This window comes from Streptomyces sp. NPDC087845, from assembly GCF_044742755.1.
Taxonomy (GTDB): domain Bacteria; phylum Actinomycetota; class Actinomycetes; order Streptomycetales; family Streptomycetaceae; genus Streptomyces.
This window is the reverse complement of record NZ_JBIUVC010000027.1, coordinates 51,277-70,040: the sequence shown is the minus strand read 5'-3', so window position 1 is coordinate 70,040 and position 18,764 is coordinate 51,277. Positions and strand designations below refer to the sequence as shown.

The window sequence follows — 18,764 nt, the reverse complement described above, 5'->3', positions numbered from 1 at the left end:
CGCAAAGGCCGGCCGTGGAGCCTTCCGCTGGAGGACCGGACCCTGCTGGTCGCGGCCTACTGGCGAACGAACCTGACCATGCGGCAGCTCGCCCTGTTGTTCGGGGTGTCGAAGTCGGCGGCGGACCGGATCATCAACCACCTCGGGCCGATGCTCGCCTACCAGCCCCGCAAGCGGTTCGCGAAGGACACCGTGCTCATCGTGGACGGCACTTTGGTCCCCACCCGGGACCACAGCATCGCCGAGCGGTCGAAGAACTACCGTTACTCGACCAACCACCAGGTCGTCATCGACGCCGACACCCGCTTGGTCGTCGTGGTCGGCCGGCCGCTCGCCGGGAACCGCAACGACTGCAAGGCGTGGGAGGAGTCCGGCGCCAAGGCCGCCGTCGGCAAGACAGTCACAATCGCGGACGGTGGCTATCCGGGCACTGGACTCGTCATCCCGCACCGCCGCGAGCGCGGCCAGGCGAGGCTTCCCGGCTGGAAGGAGGAGCACAACAAGTCCCACAAGCAGGTCAGGGCCCGGGTCGAGCACGTCTTCGCCCGCATGAAGACCTGGAAGATCCTTCGCGACTGCCGCCTCAAAGGCGAGGGCGTCCACCACGCCATGCTCGGCATCGCCCGGATGCACAACCTCGCCCTTGGCGGATAGAAAAGCGGGTCTCACCCCTGTCAACCATGTCCGAAGCGACTCAAAGATCATTTACGGGACAGCCCTTAGCCGCACCCCTACTGGTCGCCACAATAGTTACGGCAAGGACGTAAGGGAGGTCGTTTGCAGCCACTGATCACAAAGACCACCAGGGTGCCGCTTGCGAAATGTGGATGCCCCGGACGGCCGTGACCGTGCAGGATCTTTCGTCATGAACGCCAGAATCCATGCCGGCTCGGCGAGGCAGCGGGCTCGGGGCACTGGTACGCCTGCGCCGGTCGATCGCGGGTGCGGAGCAGCTCGACGGCTGGGCGGCGGTACGCACTGCGGACATCACGAAGGTCCGACAGCGAGGTGACGAAAGCTGCCTGACCATAGGGCGCTGCGTCACCGGGGGCAGTGGCCGGTCCGGGCTCCCGGCCCGGCGGCTGCGCTGGACGGCCTGCCGACGCTGGCTCGCGTGGATTCGGCCTGGTCTCCCTCTTTGAGGAACAGCGGGTCCCGGATGCGAGGTCAGGCGGCCTTTGTGGCCGGTTCAAGGATCGCAACGCACTCCACGCGGTGGGTCATCGCGAACAGGTCAAAGACATCCGCACGGAAGCTCCCCCGGCCAACGACGGCGCTGCATCTCTGGCGATTCGAAGCGGAGCAACATAGCCCGGCACCGCCGGTTAGCCAAACCGGCGATCCCCCGCATCATGGATGGTCCACCGCCACCATGTGCCCCTACTCGAAGGGGATTTCCGGACGGCCGTCCAGTGCACCGATCCGCCATGGCCTTAGAGCACACGTCCCGGCCGATCAGCACCGCCTTGCAATCACCTGGAGAACTCGAATGCACAGACAGAACGACGAGCCGCAGGGTGCCCAGTACAGCCCCATACGCGTCCGCGCCACCTGGGACGGAACGGGGAGCGTGGAGGAGGCTTCCAAGGTGCTGGGGTTCTCGCGGACGAAGGGCTACGACCTGGTTCGTCGGGGGGAGTTCCCGTGCCGTGTGCTACGCATCGGCCGCACCACACGTGTCGTAACCGCGTCCCTGCTCCGCGTGCTCGAAAGCGGAGAGCCGGAGTACAACAGCCCCCCGCCCGACACCCTCGACGCCGGCGTAGTCCACCGCGCACAGAAGCCCCGCCGACATCCCGGCGGGATTTCCTTGTCTCACGCGCTCTCACACAGCCCCTATAACAGGGGTCGTGGCTGGGCGGGCCTGACCAGGTGAAACACCTCGCGCACGGCGTAGCGTTTGAGGCATCGGACGGTCTCTCGTCGGGTCTTCCCCTCCTACCTGCACGGTCGCCTGTCGCGAAGAGCAACGTGCGTGGGAGCGCCGCACGAGTTACCTGACAAGGGGTTCGCTGGTGCGGCCGAGGCTGCGACGTCGAAGATTGCTGAACCGTGTGATAGCCACTATCGGTGCAGGTCACAGGGGTGACTTGATTCCCGTGGCCGAGTGCGGGTCGCAGGGGTGATGCGGGGTGGACGGAAGTTGACGAATTCGGCGCATTCGCTGTCTGTTGTTCATTACGTCGAGAACGCGCAGTGTGCTCGCGTAGCTGGGGCCGGGACCTTGTATGATGTCCGCCCGCGCGCTGTTGTCCGTCCCCGCGGTCCTACTGCGTCGAGACACCGCCAAGGATGCCGAACTGCTGGTGCTGCGGCACGAGAATGCCATCCTGCGCAGGCATGTGAAGGGCAGGGTGCGCTATGAGTCGGCCGACCGATTCTGGCTCGCCGCCCTCAGCTCGCTGATACCGCGTGGCCGCTGGGCCGCCGTCTTCCCCGTCACCCCCGGCACTTTGCTGGCCTGGCACCGCAAACTGATCGCCAGGAAGTGGGACTACTACGCCCGCGGCTCTCGCACCGGACGGCCGCCGACGGCGGCCGCACTCAAGAGTCTCGTGCTGCGCCTGGCCGATGAAAATCCCCACTGGGGCCACCGCCGCATCCAGGGCGAACCGGCCCGACCCGGCACCCCATCGCGGCCTCCAAGGTCTGGGAAATCCTGCACGCAGCAGGCATCGACCCGGCCCCGCGCCGCTCCGGCCCCACCCGGCGCGACTTCCTCACGGCGCAGGCTCAGGGGATCCTTGCCGCGGACTTCTTCCCTATCGACACGGCCCCGGGCAAGCGCCTGTACGCGATGGCGTTCATCGAGCACGTCACCCGGAAACTGCACATCACCGCGGTGACCACGCACCCCACCGCGCAGTGGGCGGTACAACAGGCCCGGAACATCGCTGCCGACCTCGGCAAGCGGGGCGCCGAGCCACGGTTCCCGCTACGCGACCGCGACAGCAAGTACACCGACGCCTTCGATGCCGTCTTCACCGCCGAGGACACGGAAGTGCGCCTCAGCGCGCCCCGAGCACCGCGCATGAACGCGCATTACGAACGCGTGATCGACACCATCCGCCGCGAGGCCCTTGACCACGTCCTGATCCTGGGCGAGAGCCACGCCAGGAAGGTCCTGACTGACTACCAGGACCACTACAACAGACACCGGCCGCACCAATCCCGGCAACAGCTACCGCCCAACGCGACCGAACAGCCCGCAATCGTGCACGACCTCGACGACCGAAGCCTGCTCCGCACCAGAGTCCTCGGCGGCGTCATCAACGAGTATCGATACGCCGCGTGACCTGCAGCGACGACTTTTCGAGCCCCACAAGGTGAGGGCTTGCGCGGTCTGCCGGGTGAGGACATGACGGGGTACCACCCGGAAGTAGGCGTTGCGGACCAGGCACCGGCGGGGCGGGCCCCCTGGGTCAGGTCGCTCATCCTGCGGGACTCGGCCACCATCGCCCTGGTGCGGTCGCGGCGCCCGCTCATCGTAGGCGCGCAGGGCTGACACCAGGTCGTCACCCGTCGCAGGCTCGGCGAGCGTGCGTGCCAGGACGACGGCGTCCTCCATAGCCATGCCGGCCCCCTGGGCGAGAGTGGTCAGCATGGGGTGGGCGGCATCGCCGAGCAGGGTGACGGGGCCGTCGCCCCACCGTTCCAGGAAGGCCCGGTCACGCGAGGGCACGGTGAGGATATCCGCCTGCGGCGCGCGGGCGTGCGTCCCGGCTCTACTGCCGGGCGCACCCCCGCTCTGGAATCAGCTGCCGGCCGGCACCTCCGTGGGGAGGTCGAACCAGGAACTGGCGAGTTGCTGGACCTGACTGTCAGTCAGGGCTCCCTGGAAGAACCACACGTCGTCGATCAGGCCGGGGAAGTACTCGCTTCCGGCGCTGCCGATCTTTGTCCGACCGATCTGGAGGGATTTCGCGGCCTTGGTGGTCAGCACGTTGTCGCCCCAGGCCATCAGGTCCTCGCAGGCGCTGTCGTCGGATTCGCCGTTGCCGTCGCCGCAGACGACCTCCTGGAGGACGCCGTTGACGTACAGGCGGGCCTGTTTGGCGAAGCCGTCGTAGACCAGGGCCAGGTGGCTCCAGTCCGTGACGTAGCTGAATTCACTGTTGGCCATGTGCCGGGTTGTCGCGTCCGTGCTGTCCTTGTCGGGCAGTGCGATCTCCCAGGTACCAAGGCCCGCGGGATCCTTGGGGTCCGGGACGAAACGGATGGTGAAGGGGCTTTGTGTGGAGCCTTCCGCGCCGACCACTGCGGCGTTCTCGGTGGGGGTCGAGGCTGCCTGGGCCCAGGCGGTGACGGTGAAGCTGGTGCTCGTATCGACCGGGACCGCCGGTGTGGACGCGTAGCCGGTCGTGCCGTTCAGCTCCAGCCCGCCGTCAAGGTTCCCGGCACCGATCTTCGCGCCGCCCTGCAGCGACATGGGTGCTGCCTGCTTGGAATCGTCCGGTGATGCGGAGTTGGTGTCTGCGGTGTCCAGCTTCCAGCGCGCGCTGAGCAGAGGACGCTGTTGGAACAGCTGGCGTACCTCGTTGTCCGACACCGGCCGGTCGAAGAGGCGGACGTCGTCGATCTGGCCGGGGAAGTACTGGGTGAGCTTGCCGCCGTCGATGCTCAGCGCGCCGACCTGGACTCTGCCGCCGGCGTACCAGGGGCTGGCCTGGGCGACGCTGCCGGCCTTGTTCCCATTGACATACAAGGTGAGGGTCTGGGCCACCGCGTCGTGAACCCCGACAAGATGCACCCATTCTCCCACCCGTGCGGTGGTTCCCTCGGGCTGTACGGCACGGATCTGGGTGGCCCCCGGAACGTCGGCCGAGTACTGGGTGAAGCCCCAGCGGTTGTAGGTCTTCGAGTAATACAGCTCGAAGCCGGGTCGGTTGCTGCCCAGTTGAGCAACGACTGTGGCGGCCTGCTCCGGCGTGCGGTCGAGCTTGGCCCAGGCCGAGACTGTGAAGGGGCGCTGGGTATCGGCGTGCGGGGCAGCGGTGTGTGCGTAGGAATCGGTGCCGTTCAGCGTAAGTGCACGCCCTGCGACACCTGTGGTGCCGAGCTGGGCGCCGCCTTCGAGCTTCAGTGGCTGGGTATCGGCGTACCCGACGACCTCCGTGGCCCCTGTCGGCTCGTCCATCGGAAACACGGCGCGGGCTGTGCGTCCGTTGCCGATGGATTCCTCGCGGTACAGGTGGGCGACCTCGGCGGCGCTCACCGGCTTGTCGAAGATGCGCAACTCATCGATGGTGCCGGGGAAGTAATTCGTGACCTGGCCGTTGAGGTTGGCGGCTCCGATCTGCAGACCGCGGCGGGCATCCCACGCGGTTGTGTAGGGCGTGGAGCCGACCAAGGTCCCGTTGACGTAGAGCTGCAGTTCCTTCGCACCTCCGCTGTAGACACCCACCAGATGCGTCCACTCGTTCGCGCTGACGCCGCCGGCCTGCGGGGCCATGGCCCGGGCGATGGGGGCTCCCGGGGTGTCGGAGGTGTACTGGTTGAAGACCCACCGGTTGTAGCCGAGGGAGTAGTACAACTCAAAGCCGGGAGAGTAGTTACCGGGCTGGGCCACGATGACGGCGGCGCCGGTGGGCATCTTGTCGAGTTTGACCCAGGTCGAGACACTGAAGCCGTTGGCTGTGTTGACCGTCGGGATGTCGGTTGCTGCGTAGCCGCTCGTGCCGTCGAGGTGCAGGGCTGTGCCCTGCTTGCCCGCCGCGCCTGTGTTGGCTCCACCATGCAGGCCGGCGACGCGAGCACCGGCGCTGCCCTGGGCCTCAGTCGCCCCGGCGTCTTCGTCCATCTGCCACATGGCCCGCTCCGGCTGCCCGGCCTTGACCCGGAACTGGTAGGTGCGCACCTCCGAGCCGTTGCCTGCCTGGTCGAAGGCCTGGGCAGTGACAAAGTTCAGCCCGGGGCTCGCCGGCAGTATCTTTGCAATCTTCGCGGCGCCCGCGGAAGTCGTCAGCGTGTTCTTCGACGTGGGGTCACCATTGACTCCGAACCAGTATTTGGTCACATCGCTGTCGGCAGCCTTGACCTCAAAGGAGCCGTACTTGCCGACCCCGTCGAACCATGGATCGTCTGTATTCTCCGGGTCTGACGCCGGATATTCCCCGGACGAAATTGTCGGGGCTTTAGGCACCTTGGTGTCGTAGACGAAGTAGCACGAGGTGGGGTCATCCCCGGAATAGGACCAGGGCGAGTACTGCGCCCCGTCATACGAGCGCGCATACCAGTGCACTGTCTTGTCCGTCGGGACCGAGGACGGCAGGGAGATCGCGAAGCTCGACCCCGATTTCTTGTATGTCGTCAGCGCCGGCTTCCAACGGGTGATCATGCCCTTGCCGTCGCCCGAGTCCCAGTCGGCCTGGAACTGCAGCGCGACGTTGTCACCGTCGGGGTCGGTGACGCTGTTCGCGTAGATCTTCCCGAGCGTGCGTACCCGTGGCGCACTGGCGGGCTTCTTGCAGGTGCCGCCGTACTCCATGGTCAGCTGTGACATCTTGATCTGTGAGGGCGGGCGGTTGTACTTCACTCGCAGATATGCCTTGTCCGAGAAACGCTTCCAGCCGTTGGCATCGACCTCGCTGGATGCCTGCATCCCGAACGTCATGGTCGACCACTTGCCGTCTGCGGCCTGCTGCACCGCGGACTTCACGTCGAACTCCGCGTCCTTGGCGGAGCAGCCGGTGTAGCCGTACGCGAACGACTCCGTCTTGAGATGGTCGATCCAGAAGCCACTGGCGTTCTGGGAGTTCCAGGTGGTGGAGGAAGAGATGTCCTTGGTGCGCCACAGCTGCACACCGCGCGCCGAGCAGGACGCCGACCACTCGTTGCGCACCACGAATTCCGCCGACAGGATCGACTTGCCCGCGAACTTCGATGTCGGGATGCGGTAGAAGAGCCGCTTGGTGTCGTTCGGCTGGCAGTACGACCAATTGCAGTACCCCATGCCCGCGTTCGACTCGCCGTTGAACTTCCACTGCGGCGACGACGCCCAGTACTTCGATGCCATCGTCCACGCCGAGGCCCGCGGTGAATACCACTGTGGATCGATGAACACTGGATAGGTGGTGTCCTTGCCCTTGAGCACATCGGCGTCCGGGGTAAGAACCAGTTCCTTGCCACCCTCCGGAACGGTGACGTCCACCGGCGCGAGCTTCGCCGAATCTCCGGCCGCAGGCTCACCGCCACCGCTCGTACCCGCGGCGGCCGACCGCTGCTTGGCAGAGGCCGTGGCCCCGCTCTCGCTGATGCTGGAGTCCCACATCACAGGCTGGGGTGCCTCGAACACAGCGCTCTTGGCGCCGTGGTCGACCGCCTGGAGACCGCCCTGCGCGGTCTCTTGTACGTCCATACCGTCTGCGGCGAGCTTCATCCGCACTTGCGCCAATTCCTCACTGGCAGCCGCCTCGGCCGACCTGACCACCAGCAGCTGGGTGAAGCCGTCCTCCTGCGCCCCCATGCGCAGATCCACATCCGGAAGTACGTCCCGGTAGGTAGCCGTCGCCCCCTCCAGCTGCGGTGCGGGCAGGGTGCCGGGCCACGACAGCGCCAGCTCACGCCCCGCCTTGGTCATCCTCACCAGCGGTGCGTCCCCACCTGCGGAGAACTCCAGCCCCACCGTGGACACTTTCGGGGCAACCGCGCCGTCCGGCATCTTGGCCAACTCCGTGTCGACCGGCTTCCACTCCCCGCCGACCCGGGCCCGCACCGGCCGCAGATACTCCCGCGCCTCCAGATTCCCGTCGGGGGTAGCGTGCACATCGCTGCTTTCCCCGCGCAGAGATGCGACCTCGACACTCTTGCCGGAACGTTTCGCTTCGGCGAGTGCCTCATCTGTCGTCGCTGTTGCCGGATTGCTATCGCCATCGCCTTGCACGGCCGACACTCGCCCGGCCGACTGGGCGAGCGCGGGCAGCGCAGCCGGCACCAGCCCCACGGTCAGGGCCACGGCCAGCCCAGAGGCCAGCATCCCTGGCCCGGACCACCACCATCCCGTCACCCGTCCTCGCGCGCGAGCACCACCACGGTGCACTCGAACCCTCTCCACCAATCCCACCCCAAACTCACAGGAAGCACATAAACGCGAAGAGTCAACCCCCTGATCGAGTCAGGGTCAAGATCGCCACATGCCGAAGCTTGCACTCCCGCCAGGCACTGTCGATCGAAGTGCGAACGAGTGGCGAGGTAACGTGCCGCACATATCTCAGGGACTTCGACTCTGGGCAACCACTCACCCTGGTCGGCTGACTTGGCCAGCAATACGGCGGTGAATCACCTGCGAGCCACGCTGCCTGGCCTCCATCGCAGACTGCATTGCGGAGCAGCGGGGCGGGGAACTGGCGATGGTGCGACGCCGCCGTAGGCGGTCCGCTGGTGGAACACGGCGAACGGGGACGGGCGTTGTCCGTCGCACCGCAAGGCTCGCTGCGCACATGACCAGGGCTGGGTAGCTGGCGCCGTGGCGAGGGAGGACATTCGAATCCACAGAAATCCGGCCTCACACTGGCTCGGGAACACCTGATTGACCGATCCGTGCCAGGCGTTGCCAGCATCGCAGTGCGCGCCCACATCGCCAACAATGCGCTCGGTGACGGGCGATCGGGCGGACTTGGTTCGCCGTAGCGGATGGTGGCGTCCGGTCACGGCTTCACATGGTTGGAGAAACGTTCGATGGTGTTGCGCCGTCAGTAGTGGCCTGGCAGCAACTCTCCTTACCGGCACTGGTGAGGCGCCATCGAAGCCCCATTCAATGGCAGCACTGTGACCCCTCGCCGCTGACCGCGCCGAGACACCTCGCGCGTCCGACGCATCGCCGCATACGGCCCGCCGCTCCGATGGCATCGCTCATCTGCATCACTCCCTCCCATTCAGTCAGTGGCGGCACTCCGTGCGCAGATAAGTACCCTGCGACACGCCCTACTTGCCCCCTTTTACATAGAAGGCGTGGAAGATTCCTCTGGATATTCACGTGTCCTCTACATAGAGTCCCGCAAGATCCCAATTCTCAGCGGATCTTCATCTTCTCAGGGGGTCGGCGTGGGTTGTGCCATCGGAACGGCGACGGATGTACCCGCGACCGAGGACGGAACCTGCCTGTCGGCGCGGGCCGAGCCGTCACGGGGGCCAAGCTCGGCAACGACCAACGCAGCACCGGCATTCAGGTTCGGCAGGGCCATGCAAGCGGGACGCGCCATCTCGGATATCTCGGGCGGGCGCTTCGCAGATCTACGGGCCGCGCCACCGTCCATGGAGTGTTGAACGGCAGCCGTCCCAAACAGCGTGTCAGCTAGTGGGTTTGACGTTCCGACGGCATAGCCGAACCGGACGCCGGACCGATCCCGGCGCCCAGTCGGCGCCTCGCACACCATCGGGTTCACAAGAGCACCACCCGTTTCAGTCCGCGTCGTAACCGTCCTCATGGGCGGGCGGCGCCCGGCAGCGATGGACACACCAAGTATGAGAAAGACTGCAGGATTCGTTTTCAGGAACAGAGTGCGCCGCCGACTGCCGTTGGCGGTTTCCGCGGTGTTGGTGGCGACGCTTCTCCAGGCTGCGGCGGCTCCGGCTTCAACGGCGGTGGCCGTCGGCCTGCCCGGGCTGCCGACAGCGGAGAAGCCCGTTGCGGGAAGCAATGGCATCAAGGTCAAGCCGCGTAAGCGGACCCCAGGGCCCAGGATTCCGTCGAGGGCCCCGAGGGCAGAGCTGCCCTCGGCCACTGCGGTGACGATCACTGTGCCGAAAGCCGATGCGAAGGGTACGCAGAGCTTCTCCGCCTCTAAAGGGCAGCCGATCGGGATCGGCCGCGCCCAGGGCAAGGCATCGATCAAGGCCAAGAACACTTCTGGCACTCATGCTCCGAGCGGCGTGACCTCGCGCGTTCTCACGGGCAAGCAGGCCGAGCGGGCCGGCGTGAACGGCATGCTGTTCACTCTCACTCCCGAGGCCCCGGTGCCCGATGAGGCTCCGGCATCCATCGCGCTGAAGGTGGACTACGGCGCCTTTGCGGAGTTGTTCGGCGGTTCCTACGCCTCGCGCATACAACTGATCGAACTACCGGCCTGCGCACTCACGACCCCTGATGAGAAGCAATGCCGTTCCGGCAGCCCCGTTGCTGCCACCAACAACACGGTAGAGCACACGCTGACAGCGAAGTCGGTGAGTCTGCAGGCCGGCGCGTCGACAGTGCTGGCCGCGACGGCCTCGGCCGCGGGTGACAAGGGGGACTACAAGGCCACGCCCCTTGCTGCTTCTTCCACTTGGCGAACCAACCTCAACACCGGGGACTTCACCTGGTCGTACGACATCGACACGCCTGAGGTCCCGGGAGGTTTGAAGCCGAACGTCGGTCTCTCGTACTCCTCCGGATCCATCGACGGCCGGACCGGCGGTACGAACAACCAGGGGTCCTGGGTCGGTGATGGCTTCGACCTGTGGCCCGGGTTCATCGAGCGCCGCTACAAGCCGTGTGCGGACGACGGTGTGAAGAATGCCGACGGCAGCAAGCCGGGCGACATGTGCTGGGCCTACGACAACGCGTTCATTTCCTTCAACGGCTCGGGTGGTGAACTCGTCCCTGCGGGCAAGGACGAGTTCAAGCTGAAGCACGACGACGGCACCCGGATCAAGCGCCTGGAGTCCACCGACCGCGGTAATGGGGACAACGATGGTGAGTACTGGGAGCTGACCGATCCGGACGGTACCCGGTACTACTTCGGTTACAACCAGCTGCCGGGCTGGAGTAAGGGCAAGGACACCACGGATTCCACCTGGACGCTGCCGGTCTACGGCAACAACACCGGTGAGAAGTGCCATGCAGCGACGTTCGCGGACTCCTGGTGCCAGCAGGCGTGGCGGTGGAATCTCGATTACGTCGTCGACACCCACGGCAACGCGGTCAGTTACCACTACACGAAGGAGGCCAACTCCTACGGTCGCAATCTCAAGGCGGATGACGACACCGAGTACACCCGTGGCGGGTCCCTGAAGCGGATCGACTACGGACAGAAGTCGAATGATCTGTATGCGGCGAAGCCGCTGGCCCAGGTCGTCTTCGACAGTGCTGAGCGATGTCTGGAGTCGGGTGTCACGTGCGCTGCGGACACCATCGATGCCAAGTCCTTCTACTGGTACGACACGCCCTGGGATCTGAATTGCAAGGCCGGTACCGCCTGTGACAAGGGCAGGCTGTCGCCGTCGTTCTGGACGCGTAAGCGTCTGACCGGCATCACAACCCAGATGCTGAAGTCCGACGGTACGTATGGCAAGGTCGACTCCTGGAAGCTCGACCACCGTTGGGGCATGGCCGACACCGACTACCAGTTGCTGCTGGACAGCATTCAGCACACCGGCGAGTCCGCGACACCGACCATCACTCTGCCGAAGACGACGTTCGCCTACGAGCAGCTGGCCAACCGTCTCGACAAGTCCGGCGACGGTTTCGCGCCGTTCATCAAGTCACGGCTGTCCGGTGTGGCGGACGAGTACGGCGGTCAGATCAGCGCCAACTACTCGGATCCGGTGTGTGACTGGAACGCCCTGCCAGCGCCTGAGACGAACGCCACGCGCTGCTTCCCCCAGTACATCGGCGGCAGCGACTCCGATCCTGCCACGCAGCACTGGTTCAACAAGTACGTGACCACGTCTGTCACGGCGACGGACCGTATCGGCGGTGCGCCCGACCAGGTCACGCGGTACGACTACCTGGGAGACGCGGCCTGGCATTTCGATGACGACGACGGTCTGACCAAGGAGAAGGAGAAGACCTGGTCCCAGTGGCGGGGCTACGGTCAGGTCCGGGTCCGCACCGGTGGCCAGGGCGGCGACGCTGCCATGAAGACACAGCAGGACTCCTACTTCCTGCGTGGAATGGACGGCGACCGGAAGAACGCGGCCGGCGGCACGAAGGCCGTGTCAGTGACTCTCGGCGCGGGCGAGGGGGACCCGATCACGGACCACGAGTCCGCTGCGGGGTTCGGCTACAAGTCCGTCATGTTCGACAAGCCCGGCGGCAAAGTCCTGAGCAAGTCGGTCAACAGGCCGTGGTATTACGAGACGGCGAAGAAGGTCCGTGACTGGGGCACGGTCACGGCCAACTTCACCGGCATCTCCAGTACCAAGGAGTGGGTCTCGCTCGACAACGGTGCGGGTGCCAAGTGGCGCACCACGTCAACGGGTGTCAAGCAGGACACTGTCGCGGGGCGGGTCATCCAGGTAGACGACTTCGGGGACGACGCCACCGCGGCCGACGACCAGTGCACCCGGACCACGTACCCGGAGGTCACCGGCGCCAACATACTCAACCTTCCCACTCGGGTGGAGAAGGTCACGAAGGCGTGCGATGCCACGACCGACCGCTCCAAGGACGTTGTCTCGGACATCCGTACCGCCTACGACGGAGGTGCGTACGGAGCTGCCCCCACCAAGGGTGACGCCTCCGCGATCGCCACGCTGAAGAGCCACGACGGCACCAAGGCCACCTACCTGGAGTCAGGCGCCACCTACGACGCCTACGGCCGTCAACTGAAGACCACGGACCTGGTGGCCGACGTCACCGTCACAGGAACCGGCGCCCCAGTGCACACTGTTCGCAACGACGGACGCACGACGACCACGACGTACACCCCGGCAACGGGACTGGCCACCGAGATCAAGGTGACCACGCCTCCCGCGAATGCCGCCGACGCCACCTCGGCGCAGACGACGGTCACCACAGTCGATCCCGTGCGCGGTGTTGTGGTGAAGCAGACCGACACCAACAGCAACGTGACCGAACTGGCCTACGACGCCTTGGGGCGATCGACGAAGGTGTGGCTGGCGGACCGGCGCAACACTCAGGTTCCCAGCCAGGAATTCGTCTACACCGTTGCTGACAAGACGGTCGCCGTCGCGACCAGGACCCTGAACAACAGCGGCGGCCAGGTCACCTCGTACGCGCTCTACGACGGATTCCTGCGCGACCGGCAGACCCAGACCCCGGGTCCGGACGGCGGCAGCGTCATCACGGATGTCTTCTACGACGAACGCGGTCTCGCCGCCAAGGCGTTCGCGCCGTACTACACCACGGGCAAGCCGAGTACTCAGATCTTCAAGCCGGCTGACGCGCTGTCCGTGGAAACCCAGACCCGTACCACGTTCGACGGCCTGAACCGGGCCGTCGAAACCCAGCAGATCGCGGGCAACGGCGACGGCGGAAAGGTCCTCAGCACCACCAAGACCATATTCGGCGGCGACCGCACCACCGTCATCCCGCCCGACGGCGGCACCGCGACCACCACGCTCACCGACGCCCGTGGCAACACCACCGAGCTGCGTCAGCACCACAGCCGCTCTGTCGATGCCGCCTACGACACCACCACTTACCACTACACGCCGCGCGGCGAGCTGGACAAGGCCACCGACCCCGCCGGTAACAGCTGGAGCTACGAGTACGACCAGCTCGGGCGCCAGACCGTCGTCCATGACCCGGACAAGGGCACGACGAACAGCACCTACGACGACCGGGGACAGCTGACCTTCGTCAAGGGCTCACGCACCGATGTCCCGGGCCTGGCCTACCTCTACGACGACCTCGGCCGGCAGACCGAGGTACGCGAGAAATCGGCCACGGGCACTTTGCGGACCAAGCAGGTGTACGACACCATCACCGGCGCGAAGGGGCAACTCGCCGAATCCACCCGCTACGTCGACGGTCAGGCGTACACCTCCAAGGTCACTGCCTACGACCGGCTCTACCGTCCCTTCAAGACCGCTGTCGTCATCCCGGCCGCCGAAGGAAAACTGCAGGGCACGTACCAGGCCGGCACGTCCTATCTGCCCTCGGGGCTCACGGGCGCCATCAACTACTCCGCTGCCGGCTCGCTGCCCGGAGGTTCGTTGAATTACACCTACGAGGACGAAACGCTCCGGCCGATCACGGCCTTCGGCGAGGGCATGACGTCAGGTGTTTCCTACAGCCTGACGGGCAAGCCTCTGCAGTACACGATGGGCCTGACCACCGGGGGTAAGAAGACTCAGGTCACCAACACCTACGAGTGGGGCACGCAGCGGCTCGCGACCTCGCGCGTCGACCGCCAGGACCAGCCTGGAGTCGACCGCAACGTCACCTACCGGTACGACGAGGCCGGCAACGTCCGGTCGATGGCGGACGTCTCACGCACCGGCACGGACAACCAGTGCTTCATCAACGACTACCTCGGCCGCGTCACCGAGGCATGGACGCAGCCGACCGCCACCTGCGCGGAGGTTCCGTCCGGCAGCCAGATCGGTGGCCCCGCCCCGTACTGGCAGAGCTTCACCTACGACAAGTCCGGCAACCGCTCCACCGAAATCCAGCACAACACCGCCGGTGACGCCACCAAGGACACCAAGCGGAACTTCGACTACCCCGACCCGGGCCAGCCGAAGGCACACTCCCTCACCTCCGTCATCACGCAGGCTCCATCGGGGACCACGACCAACGACTACGCCTACGACCCGAGCGGCAACACCACAACCCGCCCCGGCCAGGACCTGACCTGGGACGCCGAAGGCCACCTCGCCACGGTCACCGAGAACGGCAAGACCACCACCTACCTCTACGACGCAACAGGCAACCGGCTCATCAGCCGCACCAGCACCGAAGCCACGCTCTACCTCGGCAACACCGAGGTCACACTCCCCACCGGAGCCGACAAGGCCAAGGCCACCCGCTACTTCGACCTCGGCGGCGGCCAGACGGCCATCCGTCAGGACGACGGCACCTTCACCTTCACCATCGCCGACCACCACGGAACCGGCGAACTCGCCATCCAAGCCACAAACCTGGCCCTCACCCAGCGCCGCACGCTCCCCTTCGGCGCGATGCGCGGCCAGACCCCCACGACCTGGCCCAGCACCAAGGGCTTCGTCGGCGGCACCGACGACACCAAGACCACTGGCCTCACCCACCTCGGCGCCCGCGAATACGACCCCGACCTCGGCCGCTTCATCTCCGTCGACCCGGTCCTCGACCTGACCGACCCCCAGCAGATGAACGGTTACACCTATTCCAACAACAGCCCTGCGACGCATAGTGACCCCACCGGACTATGGATCGACGATGGCACGGGGCACAGCGAGCCCAGGCGCGACGATGGCCCCACCGGGACGAAGAGTCCCATCCCGGGAAGGTCCGGAAATATAGCACCGACGACGAACAAAGGAGGGCCCGGCCCTCTGACGGACCTCGGGAACGGCGCACCGCGAGGCTTCCCCTCAACGAAAGACGTGAAGCTTTTCACTGGGAAGGCAGGCGACGTTTCGACCCTTCTGAAGCAGGCAAAAGGGTGGGGATACTATTCCCCCCAAATCAGCGACGAACTGAATGTCGAGCTGTACCTTCGAGAACGCTGCAGCTTCAGCTTCACTGATGGATGCGCGGAATTCCGAAAATTTTACGACGGCTGGAAGCATCTGGATAGAATTCCGACGCTCGACACGTGCCCGATATGCGGCAATATTGGTTTCGCTGCGATTCTGAGCGGGATCACCGGCGGAAGAATGAAAAGCACCGGCGGATGCAAATGCTTCCTGGCCGGTACTCAGGTACTCATGTCCAATGGCAAGCACAAGAGCATCGAAGCCATTGATGTGGGAGACGAAGTCATCGCCACTGATCCGGAGACAGGCGAGACCGAGGCGAGGAAAGTAACCCGCCTCATCACCACTGATAGTGACAAGAAATTCAACGAACTCACCATCGAAACACCCGACGGCAACAAAAAGCTGACTGCCACCCATGAGCACCCCTTCTGGTCGCCGTCGGAGCACCGCTGGATAGAGGCTGGTCAGCTCAGATCGGGCATGACGCTGCGCTCCGACGACGGCAGCTCCCTGCTCGTCAAGGCCAACCGCTCATTCATCAAGCATGCCCGGACCTACAACCTCACGGTCGACGGCCTGCACACGTACTATGTGCTGGCAGGCGAGACGCCGGTACTCGTTCACAACAGCGGACCGTGTGGCCCGGCCAAGGGAGCGGCGGGCGAAGCACGAGCTGTCCAGGAGCTTCAGGACCGGGGTTACACGATCATGGGGACGCACGTGAAGCTTGAAGCTAAAGACGGGACGATATCGTATGTTGATGTCGTCGCAACCAGGAATGGTCCCGGCTTGGGTGCGCCCGAGTATTTTGAAGTGAAGAATGGTCCTTCGGCCAGACTGTCACCGCAGCAGAAAACTGTGTATGGGCAGCTTGGGGACAGGGGGAGGGTAATTCTACGGTCCGACCAAATGGGTAGTTGGGGCTTGAAGAGCGGCGATTTGCTCCCGCGGGCCGACGTCAACATGATCCTATATGGCGGGGCAAAGGTATGGTAAGAGGAGTCAGGAAGGGAGTATTGGTAAGCGTTGAGTTCCATTGCCTGCGAGACGAGGTTAGTGAAAGATGAGCTATGACCTGGCGGTTTGGCAAGGGGATGTGCCGTCCAGTGATCGCGAAGCGGCTAGGGTGCATAATCGCCTGTACGATGAGTATCTCGATGGCGACGAGCTGTTCCCGGTGGTAAGCGTCATCGCCGACTTCCTGGCTGCCCTTACTGAGCGTTGGCCTGATAGGGATACCGGAGACGATACGCCCTGGGCTGCAACGCCACTTTCCAGAGGGGCAGGTGGGCCATACGTTTACATCACGCTTGCGTGGAGTAGCGCAGATATGGCGTCTGCCTATGTGGCACAGGTTGCCAACAGGTTTGGATTGAACTGTTTTGACCCTCAGATGAAGGTGCTTCGGTCAGGCTAGCTTCGACTCCCTTTGGGGGTTTTCTGAGGGGCCCAGTCTCAAGATTAACTCTCTGAGCCGCTTCCACCCTGACGTGGTTGCCCACGAGTTGGACGGTCTGACGGGAAGGCGAAGCTCCTGGCAGACGGTGTCACGACCAAGATCCACCGTCTGCCAGGAGTTTCAATGACGAAGTCAAGCCACCTGTGCGAGCGGTGGAGCGGGGGGTGAAGACCCGGTGGTCGCACAGGAGGGCCCATAGCACGCTGGCGCGTCGGCGGGCCAAGGCGATGACAGCCTGGGCGTGCTTGCATCCCTCGCCGCGCTTCTTGAGGTAGAAATCTCGGTTGGGGCCGTCGCGGATGATGCTGGTTTGTGCGGACAGGTAGAACACTCGGCGCAGGCGGCGGCTGTAGCGCTTGGGCCGGTGCAGATTCCCGGTCCGACGCCCGGAGTCCCGGGGCACGGGTACCAGTCCGGCGGCGGAGGCGAGGTGGCCGGCGTCGGCGTAGGCCGCCAGATCCCCTGCCGGGGTTGCTGCGGCAGTACTTTCCGAAGGGCACGGACCTGTCCCGATGGCAGACAGACGACCTCGCAGCCGTTGCACTCGCCCTCAACAGGCCCCCCCGCAAAACCCTCGGATGGAAGACACCCGCTGAAGCCCTCAACGAACACCTACTCTTGACTCAAGAAGCCGGTGTTGCGACAACCGATTGAGTCCGGGCAGTACACCTCCGCCGCGTTCGCGCAGGTCTGTGACGGCTTCGGGATCCGCAGGAGCATGGGCCGGGTCGGCTCGAGCTATGACAACGCCCTCGCCGAGAGTTTCTGGCAGGGCCTCAAGCGAGAAACGATGCACCAGAGGCTGTTCTCGACGATGCGTCAGGCGAGGCTGGAGATCTTCCAGTGGCTGACGTACTACAGCGCTCGCAGGCGGCACAGCGCCCTCGACTATCTATCACCAGCCGAATTCGAACAACGGCACCAAAGAGAACGTACACTCACACTCGCAGCATGAACCCCCGTGTCCACACTCCGGGGGACACCTCAAGCTTCACCGCAACCGCCTGGGTGAACACCGCGGCACGCCCGCAGAAGAAGGTCACCATCCTATCGGCGGAAGGCGAGGTCAACAGCGCCTTCACCGTGCGGTACGCGCCGGATCCCACGGACCCGCAGAACCAGGGCGGTTACGAACTGGAGCTGCCCACCGCGGACACGGCGGGCGCGGCACGGCCCGTGGTGCGGCATTCGAGCTTCCAGTCGGACAAGGCGAATCCCTTCTCCCTCTCCGTACACCGGGTGCCCCGGGAAGCGCCGATATAGAGATCCGAGACAAGGCCGGCATCTCCTACCCGAACGCCATTCACATACCCGCCCGCGACGGGAAACGCGCACGGACCGCCGACGGCTTCCAAGTAGCCGAGGCCGACCGCGGTTGGTTCGGTCAGCTCCTGGCCCGTACCGGAGCTGCCAACCTGACCGCTTTGGTCGGCGGAGGACCCCGAACCGCCCAGTACCTCACCACGCGCCAGGGACGACAGCACTACGACGTGCCCCCCTTCGCCGCCACATCAAGCGTTGACGACGCAGACATCCAAGTCGGCGGCACGAAATTCGTCGGCACGGACCATGTCTTCCGTATGGGGTCCGTACGCATCGAGGCATTCTCCGGCATGGCCGAGCACCTGTACGAACTCATCAAGAAGGGCCGCGTGGAGGAATACCGCGCCTTCCAAAGCCGCTCCACCCCGCAAGACCCCCACGGAACCGGCAGATGGAACGGGCCGATCTCCTTCCACGACGACGGCACCGTCATGGCCCTGAGCGTCCTCCCCATCCGCAGACGGCAACCTCAGTGAACGCACCCGAAAGCGTCGTCAACGCCCGCCCCCAGCAGAAGGGACGTAGACACCCCGACCCGACAGGCCACATCGATCGCCCCGCAGAGAGACCCGCCGCGACACGCAGAACCCCCGCCGGCACCTGCCGACGGGGGTACGCCATCTCTCACATGGCTATC

The 18,764-nt window shown here is 65.1% G+C and carries 8 protein-coding genes and 4 pseudogenes; 9 read left to right on the top strand and 3 right to left on the bottom strand.

The features are described 5' to 3' along the window. From ACIOMQ_RS38330 to ACIOMQ_RS38320, 3 genes and pseudogenes are all read left to right on the top strand, one after another. A partial coding sequence (locus ACIOMQ_RS38330; RefSeq protein ID WP_402192404.1) for a transposase occupies positions 1-654 on the top strand: 654 nt, incomplete at its 5' end. 505 nt (positions 655-1,159) lie between these two features. Beyond that, complete coding sequence (locus tag ACIOMQ_RS38325; RefSeq protein ID WP_362207546.1) at positions 1,160-1,876, top strand: helix-turn-helix domain-containing protein; 717 nt, start codon at positions 1,160-1,162, stop codon at positions 1,874-1,876. 352 nt (positions 1,877-2,228) lie between these two features. Continuing rightward, positions 2,229-3,295 (top strand): annotated as a pseudogene (locus tag ACIOMQ_RS38320) (integrase core domain-containing protein). On the opposite strand, the gene ACIOMQ_RS38315 reads toward ACIOMQ_RS38320, so the two are convergent. Further along, positions 3,182-3,604: a hypothetical protein gene (locus ACIOMQ_RS38315; protein ID WP_402192409.1), complete on the bottom strand. Its 423-nt coding sequence runs from the start codon at positions 3,602-3,604 to the stop codon at positions 3,182-3,184. The pseudogene ACIOMQ_RS38320 and the gene ACIOMQ_RS38315 sit on opposite strands and share 114 nt — an antisense overlap. A 150-nt stretch (positions 3,605-3,754) precedes the next feature. Next, positions 3,755-7,975: a LamG-like jellyroll fold domain-containing protein gene (locus ACIOMQ_RS38310; RefSeq protein WP_402192402.1), complete on the bottom strand. Its 4,221-nt coding sequence runs from the start codon at positions 7,973-7,975 to the stop codon at positions 3,755-3,757. 1,487 nt (positions 7,976-9,462) lie between these two features. Between ACIOMQ_RS38310 and ACIOMQ_RS38305 the strand changes: the two genes are divergently transcribed. Together ACIOMQ_RS38305 and ACIOMQ_RS38300 are read left to right on the top strand one after the other, a co-directional pair. Continuing rightward, positions 9,463-16,341 (top strand): polymorphic toxin-type HINT domain-containing protein, encoded by a 6,879-nt coding sequence (locus tag ACIOMQ_RS38305; RefSeq protein ID WP_362207484.1) that lies wholly within the window; start codon positions 9,463-9,465, stop codon positions 16,339-16,341. 67 nt (positions 16,342-16,408) lie between these two features. After that, on the top strand, positions 16,409-16,762 hold the full coding sequence (locus ACIOMQ_RS38300) for a hypothetical protein (protein ID WP_362207481.1): 354 nt from the start codon (positions 16,409-16,411) through the stop codon (positions 16,760-16,762). 174 nt (positions 16,763-16,936) lie between these two features. Here ACIOMQ_RS38300 and ACIOMQ_RS38295 read toward each other — a convergent pair. Further along, positions 16,937-17,267, bottom strand: a pseudogene (locus ACIOMQ_RS38295) (transposase); the annotation flags it as partial. 5 nt (positions 17,268-17,272) lie between these two features. On the opposite strand from ACIOMQ_RS38295, the pseudogene ACIOMQ_RS38290 reads away from it, so the two are divergent. The 4 genes and pseudogenes from ACIOMQ_RS38290 to ACIOMQ_RS38275 all read left to right on the top strand — a co-directional run. Further along, positions 17,273-17,458: pseudogene (locus ACIOMQ_RS38290) on the top strand (IS30 family transposase); the annotation flags it as partial. 7 nt (positions 17,459-17,465) lie between these two features. Beyond that, positions 17,466-17,759: pseudogene (locus ACIOMQ_RS38285) on the top strand (integrase core domain-containing protein); the annotation flags it as partial. Further along, the gene (locus ACIOMQ_RS38280; RefSeq protein WP_362207478.1) at positions 17,756-18,067 is read left to right on the top strand and encodes a hypothetical protein; all 312 of its coding nucleotides are present in this window, start codon (positions 17,756-17,758) and stop codon (positions 18,065-18,067) included. The pseudogene ACIOMQ_RS38285 and the gene ACIOMQ_RS38280, both read left to right, overlap by 4 nt. A 317-nt stretch (positions 18,068-18,384) precedes the next feature. Next, a complete protein-coding gene (locus ACIOMQ_RS38275; protein WP_402192398.1) occupies positions 18,385-18,603 on the top strand; it encodes a hypothetical protein in 219 nt (72 codons plus the stop codon). Positions 18,604-18,764 lie beyond the last annotated feature (161 nt).

Coding starts and splice junctions, on each gene's coding strand:
- ACIOMQ_RS38325 (WP_362207546.1), top strand. CDS start 1,160: ATGCGAGGTCAGGCGGCCTTTGTGGCCGGTTCAAGGATCGCAACGCAC.
- ACIOMQ_RS38315 (WP_402192409.1), bottom strand. CDS start 3,604: ATGCTGACCACTCTCGCCCAGGGGGCCGGCATGGCTATGGAGGACGCC.
- ACIOMQ_RS38310 (WP_402192402.1), bottom strand. CDS start 7,975: ATGCTGGCCTCTGGGCTGGCCGTGGCCCTGACCGTGGGGCTGGTGCCG.
- ACIOMQ_RS38305 (WP_362207484.1), top strand. CDS start 9,463: ATGAGAAAGACTGCAGGATTCGTTTTCAGGAACAGAGTGCGCCGCCGA.
- ACIOMQ_RS38300 (WP_362207481.1), top strand. CDS start 16,409: ATGAGCTATGACCTGGCGGTTTGGCAAGGGGATGTGCCGTCCAGTGAT.
- ACIOMQ_RS38280 (WP_362207478.1), top strand. CDS start 17,756: ATGAACCCCCGTGTCCACACTCCGGGGGACACCTCAAGCTTCACCGCA.
- ACIOMQ_RS38275 (WP_402192398.1), top strand. CDS start 18,385: ATGGGGTCCGTACGCATCGAGGCATTCTCCGGCATGGCCGAGCACCTG.